11 protein-coding genes are annotated in these 12,043 nt (G+C 31.8%); 4 read left to right on the forward strand and 7 right to left on the reverse strand.

Annotation, left to right across the window (positions count from 1 at the left end):
* Positions 1-161 precede the first annotated feature (161 nt).
* The 5 genes from ACW9UN_RS02430 to ACW9UN_RS02450 form a co-directional block, all read right to left on the reverse strand.
* Positions 162-680, reverse strand: coding sequence for a GNAT family N-acetyltransferase (locus tag ACW9UN_RS02430; protein WP_459483550.1), 519 nt, complete (start codon positions 678-680; stop codon positions 162-164).
* Positions 681-684: 4 nt separating this feature from the next.
* Positions 685-1,575, reverse strand: coding sequence for a KPN_02809 family neutral zinc metallopeptidase (gene ypfJ / locus ACW9UN_RS02435; RefSeq protein WP_459483552.1), 891 nt, complete (start codon positions 1,573-1,575; stop codon positions 685-687).
* A 64-nt stretch (positions 1,576-1,639) separates the two neighbouring features.
* On the reverse strand, positions 1,640-2,650 hold the full coding sequence (locus ACW9UN_RS02440) for a transglutaminase domain-containing protein (RefSeq protein WP_459483553.1): 1,011 nt from the start codon (positions 2,648-2,650) through the stop codon (positions 1,640-1,642).
* Positions 2,651-2,654: 4 nt separating this feature from the next.
* Positions 2,655-3,062, reverse strand: coding sequence for a carboxypeptidase-like regulatory domain-containing protein (locus ACW9UN_RS02445; RefSeq protein ID WP_459483555.1), 408 nt, complete (start codon positions 3,060-3,062; stop codon positions 2,655-2,657).
* Between the two features lie 159 nt (positions 3,063-3,221).
* Positions 3,222-4,457: a DEAD/DEAH box helicase gene (locus ACW9UN_RS02450; RefSeq protein WP_459483556.1), complete on the reverse strand. Its 1,236-nt coding sequence runs from the start codon at positions 4,455-4,457 to the stop codon at positions 3,222-3,224.
* A gap of 341 nt (positions 4,458-4,798) precedes the next feature.
* On the opposite strand from ACW9UN_RS02450, the gene ACW9UN_RS02455 reads away from it, so the two are divergent.
* Genes ACW9UN_RS02455 through ACW9UN_RS02470 form a run of 4 tightly spaced genes read left to right on the forward strand, consistent with a single transcriptional unit; the run spans position 4,799 to position 10,580 of the window.
* Positions 4,799-6,082, forward strand: coding sequence for a TolC family protein (locus ACW9UN_RS02455; protein ID WP_459483558.1), 1,284 nt, complete (start codon positions 4,799-4,801; stop codon positions 6,080-6,082).
* Between the two features lie 3 nt (positions 6,083-6,085).
* Positions 6,086-7,171, forward strand: coding sequence for an efflux RND transporter periplasmic adaptor subunit (locus ACW9UN_RS02460; RefSeq protein ID WP_459483560.1), 1,086 nt, complete (start codon positions 6,086-6,088; stop codon positions 7,169-7,171).
* A gap of 12 nt (positions 7,172-7,183) precedes the next feature.
* Entirely contained in the window at positions 7,184-10,387 is a 3,204-nt protein-coding gene (locus ACW9UN_RS02465; protein WP_459483562.1) for an efflux RND transporter permease subunit, read from the forward strand.
* 1 nt (position 10,388) lies between these two features.
* Complete coding sequence (locus ACW9UN_RS02470; protein WP_459483563.1) at positions 10,389-10,580, forward strand: YgaP family membrane protein; 192 nt, start codon at positions 10,389-10,391, stop codon at positions 10,578-10,580.
* A gap of 803 nt (positions 10,581-11,383) precedes the next feature.
* Here ACW9UN_RS02470 and ACW9UN_RS02475 read toward each other — a convergent pair.
* Together ACW9UN_RS02475 and ACW9UN_RS02480 are read right to left on the reverse strand one after the other, a co-directional pair.
* A complete protein-coding gene (locus tag ACW9UN_RS02475) occupies positions 11,384-11,554 on the reverse strand; it encodes a hypothetical protein (RefSeq protein WP_459483565.1) in 171 nt (56 codons plus the stop codon).
* Positions 11,529-12,023: a heavy-metal-associated domain-containing protein gene (locus tag ACW9UN_RS02480; RefSeq protein WP_396601350.1), complete on the reverse strand. Its 495-nt coding sequence runs from the start codon at positions 12,021-12,023 to the stop codon at positions 11,529-11,531. Before ACW9UN_RS02480 ends, ACW9UN_RS02475 begins: the two co-directional genes overlap by 26 nt.
* Positions 12,024-12,043: the final 20 nt, after the last annotated feature.

Genomic DNA, 12,043 nt, shown 5'->3' on the forward strand with positions numbered 1-12,043 from the left:
GCGTTTCTGAAATCTTAAAATTAAAATCACCTACTGTTTTGAAACCCATTTTAGCGTAGAATTTTACACCTTTTTTCGGTTTTTTTAACCAAAATCACTAATTAAATTATTTTAAAAAATAGAATTGTTATATTGATGTAAATGGAAGTGCTAATTTTTTTTTAGAATTCTAAATACAAAACATCATTAGGTCTTGTTTCTGTTTCAGAAATAGGAAAATTATAAGAAGCTATTTTTTTGAAACCATTCTTTTTGTAAAAATTAATGGCTCTGTAATTCTTAATCCAAACATACAACCAAATTCCTTTTTGATTTTTTTGCTTTGCCAAGTTGAGGTTAAATTCAAATAATTTTTTGCCTAAGCCTAAATTATAAAACTCTTTTACAAGATATAAGCGTTCCATTTTAGTAACGTTGGCTGCTTTTATATGCTCATTTTGAGTGTTTGGGATAATTTTAGAAAATCCAGCCAACACATCCTTCACATAGATGACATGAAATTGAAAATTAGCATCGCTGATTTCTTTGAGTAGAGCAGCCTCACTAAAATTAGTGCGCATATAATCTGTTATAATTGCTTTAGGAATGGCATCTTTATGAGGTTCATAAAACGCTTTTTTACCAACTTTGGTTAAAGCTGCAATGTCTTTAGGAGTTGCTTTTTGTATTGTAAATAACATTTTATTATAATGAAGTTGCACTAAACGTATCACCTTGAGAAATATCTCCAGCATCAAAACCTTTTTTAAACCAACGCATTCTTTGGGCAGATGTTCCATGCGTAAAAGAATCAGGAACCACCCTGCCAGAAGCTTGTTTTTGCAATCGATCATCGCCAATAGCAAAAGCAGCATTTAAAGCCTCTTCTAAATCGCCTTGTTCTAAAATAAGATCCATATTTTGTGAATGATGTGCCCAAACTCCGGCTAAAAAATCTGCTTGTAATTCTAATTTTACAGAAAGTTGGTTGTATTCTTTTTGACTAATTTTTCCACGCAGTCTTTGCATTTTAGCAGTGGTGCCCATGATATTTTGAATGTGATGCCCAACTTCGTGTGCAATTACATACGCTTGGGCAAAATCTCCAGGTGCATTTAAACGCGTTGCCATTTCTTGAAAAAAACTTAAATCGATGTATAATTTATCATCTCCAGGACAATAAAACGGACCTGTTGCACTAGAAGCAGAACCACAAGCTGAAGAAACAGAATTTGTGAATAAAACTAGAGTGGGTTCTCTGTAATTATTGAGTAATTTGTTCCAAACATCTTCTGTGCTTTTTAAAACACGTTTGCTATGTTCAGCCAATTCATTTTCTTTGGCAGAACCTTTGTAATTTGTATTTTGAATTTGATTTGAAGTACCACCTGTTAAAAGTTGTATGGGATTGGTACCTGTAAAATAGAGTACTCCTAAAACAAGAGCGACAATAATTAATCCTTTTTTTGTAGTAATTAACCTGAGAATTAAGGGGATTAACAATTTTAATAATCCACCTCCATTAGAGCTTCTTCCAGAAGACATTCCCCTTCTGTCGTCCACATTACTGCTGGTGCGTCTGCTTCTCCATTTCATTGATGCTACTTTTTTCTGTTAGGCGCTAAATGTACTACTATTTTTAAATATTTGAGTAATTGCGCTATTGAATCACTTTAAAAGTATAGGTAGCCATTAGTTTGTTGTTCATATATAAATGCATGTCAAAAAAACCGATTCTATTAAAAGTTTGAGTTAGTTTTAAGTGTTTTTCTTGCAACTCAATTTGTGGTTTTACCGTTTTTTCTGAAGAACCACTATCAATAATAAATTTTATCCTTTTTGCATTTGCCTCTTTTTTAAGTTGATATTCAAAAGAATAACTACTTCCTTTTGTAATAGTATGATGCATTTTTTTTGGTGAAATGTGTTTTTCAAGAATTTGATAAGCATCACTATACAACAAAGGTGCATCCACAAAATCATTAAAGTTTAGCGTGTTTTCTTCTAACAACGTGTATTTACTTTCTAGTGGAAAATGATTGTAAAAAAATAATTTGGGCTCTGTTAAAAAATACCCATCATTATATATGAATTCAAATCTGCCTTCTTCTGGAAAAGATATTCCTGTAGACCAAGTTGGGTCGCACAAATACCATTTTTTGTTCAGTTTTACTGTATTCCATGTATGATTAGGCATGGTAAGTGTATTGAAATCAACAGCAGCAGTTCTGCCAAAACCATTTACCATTTTACTTTGTATGCCTACAGTTGCACACATTTCTTTTAATAAATATGCATAGCCAGTACAAATGGTGCGTTTCTTTTTTAACAGCTTTTTAAAAAGTTTCTTTTTGAATTTTGAGTTCCAGTTTTGTAGTTGTATAGAATCTTCTGCAAAACGTTTTCTTTTTCTTTCGTTTGCAGCATATAAACCAAAATCATTGGCAACATTGTTGCAAATCCAAATATAAATGGCTCTGAATTTTTCTACCTCCGTTTTTAAATCTTTGGTTAACTCAAAGGTTAGTTTATTCAACTCAAATAACCTTTTCGACTTTACTTTTTTGGCAATTTGATCTGCTTTACTAAAATCGATATGATTAAAGTCGGATTGTTGAGCATTAGAAAGACTAACAAATAATAAAAAAATACAGAGCGTAAGTTTTGGCATCAACTTAGTCTTTTTGCCTTTTAGATTTATAACGTTTGTTATTGTTTAAGGCGCCCAACATTTGATTGTCATCTTCTTGTAAAGTGATGTTTAAAAAATTTGAATTTGGTTTAATAGTGATTCTTTTCTTTACATAACCTAGATAAGAAATTTCTAAAACATCGCCAATATTTAGTTTTTCAGGAAAGGTAAACTCACCTTTTTTATTAGAACTAGTGCCTATTTTTGTACCTTTTAAAAAAATATTTGCACCATTTAATACTTCTGTTTTTTCAAAAGTTTCTCCTTTAACAATTCCTTTTACGGTAATATCTTGGGCTTGAAATGAATAAGAACAAAAGAAAAAGGATAAAAAAAGACCAAATAAAATAGCTGATGATTTTTGCACTTTAAGTGTTTTAATAGTTTTCATAAGTATATGTTTTTAAATTCACTTCAAAATTATAAGCCTTTACTCAATTGTAATAGCGATAATGAGTAACTCGTTCTTTTTTAGAGGTTAAAGGTACTTTTTATTTAGTTAATTTAAAAATGGGATTTGTTAAATCAAATTAAATGATTTTATAAACTCTTAATACCAACGTTTTTTCTTTTTCTTAGAAGCTTCAGATTTTCTTCCTTTTTTATGTTTACTGATGGTATTGGGTTGTTTCTTTTTATGCTTTGGTTTGTTTACGGGGTAAGGATGATCATCAATTACTTTAATCTGTTTTTCTAGTAAAGTTTCTATAGTTTTGATGTATTCATTTTCATCTGGTGAACAAAATGAAAAGGCAATACCCGATTTTCCTGCTCTACCAGTTCTACCAATTCTATGCACATAGGTTTCTGGCACATTTGGAATATCAAAATTAATAATAGCATCTACATTGGTAATGTCAATTCCTCTTGCAGCAACATCTGTAGCAATTAAAATGTTTGCTTTTTTACTTTTAAAATCTTCAATGGCTTTATTACGAATTCCTTGACTTTTATCGCCATGAATACTTGTAACCTGGTAGCCGTTTTTGAGTAAGGTTTGCTCTAGTTTATCTACTCCGAATTTGGTGCGCCTAAAAATGATGATTTTACCATGAATTGTATTGCGTAACAAATGCAAGCATAAATCTGTTTTGTTTTTTTTGGGGAGATAATACAGCAACTGACCAATGTTTTTTGCAGTGGTTTCTTCTGGATTTATTTCAACTTTAACTGCATTTTTAATCACAGATTTTGCCAATTCATCAATCTTATCTGGTATGGTTGCAGAGAAGAGTAGGGTTTGTTTTTTTCTTGGCGTTAATTTTTCAATTTTTTTGATGTCATTAATAAAACCCATATCTAACATTAAATCGGCTTCATCTAATACAAAGATTTCAAGACGACTTAAATCGATATTTCCTTGCATTTGTAAATCGATTAAACGACCAGGAGTAGCTACTAAAATGTCTACACCTTTTGCTAAAATTTCTTTTTGGGGTTCTAAAGAAACGCCTCCAAAAACAGCAGTTGTTCTTAGGTTTGTGTATTTACTATAACATTTAAAATTATCTAAAATCTGTAAGGCCAACTCGCGAGTAGGAGTAACTACCAATGTTTTTATGGTTTTTGCTCCTTTTTCTGCATCTTGTTTGTCCAGTAACAAGTTGATAATCGGCAAGGCAAAAGCCGCAGTTTTACCTGTACCTGTTTGGGCAGCAACAATTACATTTTTACCTGCTAACACTAAGGGAATCGTTTTTTCTTGAACTAAAGTTGGCCTGTGAAAACGCGTTTCAGTAAGTGCTTTTAAAATGGTTTTATGTAATAGTAAATCAGAAAACTGCATGGATTATTTTTTGTGCAAAGGTATGTTAAATATAGTCTTGTTTTATAAGATTTATTTAAGCTTTAAATAGCTGTTATTCATTGTTTTGAGAGGGGTTTTAGTGCGTCAATACATGATAACTCTTATTTTTTCATTGAGGTGTATTTAAACTAAAAGATCTAAAATTTGCAACTGTTTTTTAATGCTTTCTAAATATTTACACTTCATTATAAACCTTTTGTATGGGTTGTAAGCGGTTTTTGTTGTGTAACAATAGTTACGCTATACATGAAATCGCCAAACTATTTTTGCACATATAATTTATAATGATGAAAAGAATAAATTTAATAATATGTATTGTCTTGGCAGGGTTAGTTGAATCTACTTTTGCGCAACAAGTAGTTGAACTTACTCAAAATAAACTCATAGAAACTATAAAAGAGCAAAATATATTTCTTAAAATTTCTGAGCAAAACTACGCCAAAGCGAAAGCAAATTTTAAAGAAACAAACGCTATTTTTTTGCCTAGTGTAACAGCTTCACATACGGGTATTGTAACTACAAATCCTTTAATGGCTTTTGGCTCTAAACTAAATCAAGAAATTTTAACACAGTCAGATTTTAATCCTGCCTTGTTAAACAACCCATCTCAAACTCAAAACTTTGCTACTGTAATAGAGGTAAAACAACCTTTATTTAATATGGATGGAATGTACCAAAGAAAAGCATCAAAAATACAAAAAGAGGCTACGTATCTGCAAAGCCAAAGAGCTAAAGAGCATGTAATTCTAGGAGCAAAAAAATCGTATATGGATTTGCAATTGGCGTATAAAAGTGTAGCTGTTTTAGAGAAATCATTGCAAACTGCAAATGCCAACAAGCAAATTGCAAACAATCATTTTAAACAAGGTTTTTTAAAACGTTCTGATGTGTTAGAAGTAGAGGTTTACGCAAATGAAATTGAAAACTCTTTGCAAATTGCTAAAAGTAATGTCAAAAACATTTCAGATTATTTGTCTTTTTTAATGAATACAACGCAAGATGTTGTTTTTAAACCAACAGATAGTTTACATGTAAAAAAAGCAAATCTTTTAAATGATGCACAATTATCTGAGAATCGTGCAGATGTTAAAGCAATGGAATTAGCAGTTGATGCTCACAAAGAAATGCACAATGCGAATAAGGTTGGTTTTTTACCAAGATTAAACGCATTTGGTAGCTATCAATTGTATGATAATAATGCATTTAGCAGTAGTGCAGATGGTTATATTATTGGGGCACAATTAAGTTGGGATATTTTTAAAGGCGCCAAAAGGTTTGCAAAACAACAACAAAGCAAAGCTTCATTTGAAAAATCGAAGTTAGAGTATCAACAATATAAAACCAAGAGTCAGCTCAATTTAAATAAAACCAAACGAAAGTTAGCAGATTTACAAAAACAAATAACTCTTAAAAAATTAAGCTTGGTACAATCACAAGAAATGTTAACCATTAAAACCAACAGATTTAAAGAAGGCTTAGAGAAAACAGCTGATGTATTACTCGCAGAAACCATGTTTGTTCAAAAAGAATTAGAGTACCATCAAACCATATATCAATACAATTATACAAACGCATATTTACAATTTCTAATCAAGAAAAATTAAACCATGAAAAATATTACAAAATTAATTTTAGGCCTAACTGTTTTGTTTCTTACAAGTTGTAATAGTGATAAAGTAGAAAATAAATCACAAAAAAACGAAACTCCAATTCTTGTAAAAGTTAATGCAGTTAAAGGCAATACTGCGAATTCATTTGTTGCTACAAACGGTAAAGTACAGGCTATAAATAGTGCCGATTTAAGCACAAGAATAATGGGTTTTATTGATAATGTAAATGTAAAAGTAGGTGATAAAGTGCAAAAAGGGCAATTGCTACTTTCTGTAAACAATGCAGATTTACAAGCAAAAAAAGCACAAATTGAAGCTAATATCATCAAAGTAAAAACGGGTTTAAAAAATGCAGAAAGAGATTTTAAGCGCTATAAAAACCTAATAGCACAAAATAGTATTTCTCAAAAAGAAATGGATGATATGAGCGCCAACTATGAGATGGCAAAGGCAAATGTAGAAGCTGCTGAACAAATGAAAAAAGAAGTAATGGCACAATTTACTTATACCAATATTCGCTCGCCATTTTCTGGGGTTATAACCAATCTTTATGTAGATAAAGGAACTATGGCAAACCCAGGAGTGTCACTTATTTCTGTGGAAGAAAACACTGGCTTTGAAGTAATTACAATGGTTCCTGAAAGCGAAATTTCCAAAATATCAAAAGGAACAGCAGTAGCAGTTGTTGTAAAATCTCTTCAAGAAACCATTCAAGGTAAAGTTGTTGAAATCAGTAGTTCATCTAAAAATACAGGTTCACAATATTTGGTAAAAGTGCAGTTAAATGATACAGATATTCAAATTTTATCGGGCATGTTTGCTACAGTTCAGTTTCCTATTCATAAAACAGATCATGCCTCAAATACCGTTTTAATTCTTAAAAAAGCATTGGTTAAAAAAGGCGAACTACAAGGGATATATACTGTAAGTAAAAGCAATACAGCCTTGTTAAGATGGTTGCGATTGGGTAGAGATTTTGGAGATAAAGTAGAGGTATTGTCTGGTTTAACAATGGGAGAGGAGTACATTTATTTTGCCAATGGTAAACTATATAATGGTGCGAATATAAAAGTTGAAAATTAAGAAATTAAGAAAATGAAAGAAGGTTTAGCAGGAAAAATAGCCAAAGGATTTATAGGCTCAAAGCTTACTGTGCTGCTTATGATTGTATTTATGATCATTGGTGTGTATAGTTCCTTTTTAATCCCCAGAGAAGAAGAACCGCAAATAGATGTGCCTATGGCAGATATTTTTGTGGGGTATCCAGGAGCAAGTCCTAAAGAAGTTGAAACACGAGTAGTTAAACCTTTAGAAAAGTTAATCTCTAACATTAAAGGGGTAGAATACGTGTATTCAACCTCTATGAAAGAGAAAGCAATGGTAATTGTTCAGTTTTATGTAGGCGAAGATATTGAGCGTTCTTATGTAAAATTGTATAACGAAATTAACAAGCACATGGATATTATGCCAAAGGGCGTAACCTTACCATTAATTAAAACACGTGCTATTGATGATGTGCCAATGTTGGGGTTAACTTTATGGAGCGAGAATTATGATGACTATCAATTAAAACAACTTGCCCAAGAACTTACCAACGAAATAGAAAAGATTAATGATGTTGCCATTACACACCAAATTGGTGGTAGAAATAGAGCATTAAGAGTAGTTTTAGATAAGGATAAACTAGCTTCTAGCGGACTAGATTTTTTAGCGGTTGCTGAAATGGTGAAAGCCAATAATCAACAAATGAGTGCTGGAAGTTTTAATAAAAATGATAACCAGTTTTTGGTTACTACAGGTAAGTTTTTAGAAAGTAAGCACGATGTAGAAAACTTAGTAGTTGGTGTACAGCAAAACAATCCTGTTTATTTAAAACAAGTGGCTACAATTATAGATGGCCCAGAAATATCTAAAAATTATGTGAGTTTAGGTTTTGGTAAAGCAAGCCCAAAAAGTACCAGTTATAAATCGGAGTATCCTGCAGTAACCATTTCAATTGCCAAAAGAAAAGGAGCAGATGCCATGCAAATTTCTGATGTTATTTTAGATAAAATATCACATTTGCGAACCAACTTAATTCCTGATGATGTACATGTAGAAATTACCAGAAACTATGGTGAAACTGCTTCGCAAAAAGTATCAGAATTATTAATGCACCTTATAGGAGCCATTATTGCAGTAACTTTAGTGGTGATGTTGGCTATGGGCTGGAGAGGTGGTTTGGTAGTGTTTTTATCAGTTCCTATTACTTTTGCTTTAACCTTATTAAGCTATTATATGCTAGATTATACGTTGAATAGAATTACACTATTTGCGCTAGTATTTGTAACAGGTATTGTTGTAGACGACTCTATTATTATTGCAGAAAATATGCACCGTCATTTTAAAATGAAAAAACTCCCCTTTAAGGAAGCAGCATTATTTGCGATAAATGAAGTTGGGAATCCAACAATTTTAGCAACTTTTACGGTTATTGCATCAGTATTACCCATGGCATTTGTATCTGGTTTAATGGGGCCTTATATGAGCCCAATGCCAATAGGCGCATCAATAGCTATGATTTTATCATTATTTGTTGCTTTAACTATTACGCCTTATTTAGGATTCATTTTTTTACGAGAAAAAGAAAAGAAGTCAGAGAATTCATTCATTGAAGAAGAAAATAAAGCGCCTCAGCAAACCGCAATTTATAGAATTTATGAAAAGCTAGAAAAACCTTTATTAGAAAGTAGCGTAAAAAGATGGAGCTTTTTAGGGATTACAACGCTCTTGTTATTAGGGTCTTTAAGTATGTTTTTTACAAAATCTGTAGCTGTAAAAATGTTGCCTTTTGATAACAAAAACGAGTTTCAGGTAGTAATTGATATGCCAGAAGGTACCACTTTAGAGCGAACAGCTACAGTTACCAAAGAAATAGCTCAATATTTATCTGATAGACCAGAGGTGGTGAATTATCAAAATTATATAGGTACTTCTGCACCCATAACCTTTAATGGTTTGGTTAGGCATTACGATTTGCGTGCAGGCAATCATATGGCTGATATTCAGGTAAATTTAACAGATAAGCACAACAGAAGTGCACAAAGCCATAATATCGTAAAGTCAATGCGAGCTGACATTCAAAAAATTGGGGCATCCTTTGGCGCAAATGTAAAATTAGTAGAAGTACCACCAGGACCGCCAGTATTATCTACAATTGTAGCTGAGGTGTATGGGCCAGATTATAAAAAGCAAATGGCTATTGCAAATAGTATTAAAAGTATTTTACAGCAAACCGATGATGTTGTAGATATTGATTGGATGGTTGAAGACAACCAAACAGAATTTGAATTTGTAGTTGACAAACAAAAAGCGATGTTATATGGAGTTGCTCCAAAACAAGTTACACATACCATGTATTTGGCATTGTCAAATCAAGAAATTACTACCTTGTATAATGAAAATGCTGCCAATCAAATTGGTTTGGTCTTGGCTTTAGATGAAAAAGAAAAATCTTCTGTACAAGATATTTTACAACTTAAAATAAAATCGCAACAAGGCACCATGATTTCTTTGGGTGATGTGGTTGATGTTACAGAAAAAACGAGCGCCAAAAGTATTTATCGTAAAAATCAAAAACGTGTGGTGTATGTAACTGCAGAAATGGCTGGTGAATTAGAGAGTCCTGCATATGCTATTTTAGGAATGGATAAAAAACTAAAGGAAATTGAATTGCCTAAAGGCTATGAATTGAATGAATCGTATTTAAATCAACCTAAATATGAGGATGACTATACCATAAAATGGGATGGTGAATGGCAGATCACTTTAGAAGTTTTTAAAGATTTAGGTACTGCTTTTGGTGGTGCAATCATTTTAATTTACATTTTAATTGTAGGTTGGTTTCAAAACTTTAAAGCGCCAATTGTTATGATGGTGGCCATACCTTTATCTATGGTAGGTATTATTGTTGGGCATTGGATGATGGATGCCTATTTTACAGCAACTTCATTTATAGGAATGATTGCTTTAGCAGGTATTATGGTTAGAAACTCTGTATTGCTTATCGATTTTATCAATTTAAGATTAGAAGAAGGGGCACCCTTAAAACAAGCCGTTATTGAAGCTGGAGCTGTAAGAACCACACCTATTTTATTAACAGCGGGTACAGTTGTAATTGGTGCGTTTGTCATCATTTTCGATCCTATTTTTCAAGGATTAGCCATTTCTTTAATGGGAGGTACCATCACAGCAACCATATTAACCTTGTTGGTTGTGCCATTAGTATATTATTTAATTGAACGTAAAAATCATAAATAAAATGAAAAGAGAACAAATGATTAGAGCCATAGCCGGAACATTTATTTTGTTAAGTGTAATTCTTGCAGTAACAGTACATATCAATTGGTTGTGGTTTACCGCTTTTGTAGGTGCAAACCTATTACAATCTGCAATAACCAAATGGTGTTTAATGGATGACATTTTAAGAAAAGTATTTAAGGTAAAAGCGTAAAAGAAACTGAGTCAAACGTTTTTTAAAAGGATACTCTTAAGGATTTAAGGTGATTTTGCCATTAGACACTTATTTTATAGAGGTTTACAGATTTGTATTGACTTAAAAACCAAATAGTGATGCTATTGAATATTGCTGAAAACACATTTGTTGCATAGCTAATAAAATTTAGAAATGGATAAAGAGTGATTTTTAAATCAAACCTATATTTTAAAACCATAGCAATCTATAGTTATTTTTCAGCTTTATGAATACAAAATGGCTTTTACATTACATATAATTTACGCGCAGAAAAAAGTATGCTTTACGGGTACATTGTTTATAAATAAGTATTTTGGTTGATAACTTATTTTTAAAATTCAACTTTTTTGATAAAATGAACTGAAAAAATGCATTTTTTTCGGCTTAAAATTCCTCTTTACTTGTTTAGACATGCCTCTTGACGCAATTTTAGTCGCATCAGGAGGCAATTTTTATCGCGTCAAGACGCAATTTTAGTCGCATCTTGATGCAAATCTACCTAAAAAGCATAAAAAAAACCTTATAACATCGAGGTTATAAAGTTTTACGCAATACGATATGGTAAATTATAATGGTTTGTAGTGGTCAATTATTTTAATTTCGGTGAAATCTACCTAAAACTAAAGTTTATAACAATTCTTAAGAATATTTTTGTTTGTAAAACTTAAGAACTGTTGGCATTGTACAATAACAAAGATAAGACTTCTATTTGAATGCATTTTATACTCATAGAGTTAATTATTAACAATTTACAAACAACACCTCTTTGTTAGTTAGATGCTTTACAAATGATTGGTTCGTTCTATTTTTGATTTTTCTTTAGAAAAATGCACAACACAAAATGCACGACCTTTTTTAAAATCGACTGGGTTTTGGGGTGTGGGGAATAAAAAAGAGCCTTCCGAAAAAGACTCTTTCGTTATTGGTTTAATGGTCGTGATTTGAATGGTCATCACTTTTTGTTTCACCTGATTGATTCATCATCATTTCGTGGTCGTACTTACAACACCCTGGTAAACCATCATATGCTTCTTCATCACCAGCTACTTTTTCGGTATCATATCCTGAAGCTGCGATTGCTTTATGGATTGCCATTGCATCTGTTTTTGTATCATCAAAAGACACATCAATCTTCTTTTTATCGACATCCCAATTAGCACTTGCAACACCTTCAACACCGTTAGCTGCTTTTTCGATAGTGTTTTTACACATTCCGCAATTTCCTCTTACACCAAAAGACAGGTCTGTCATTGCCATATCTTTTGACATTTCAGTAGTTGTGGTTTCTGTTTCTTTTTTGGTTTCGTTTTTACAACTTGTTAAACCTAATGCTGCTATTACAGCTACACTTAAAATTACTTTTTTACTCACGTCGATTACATTTTTGTTTTTGTGTTCGTGATTTTTCTTTGAAAAATTCATTGTTTAAAATTTAATTGTTA

Source organism: Polaribacter litoreus, from assembly GCF_054584775.1.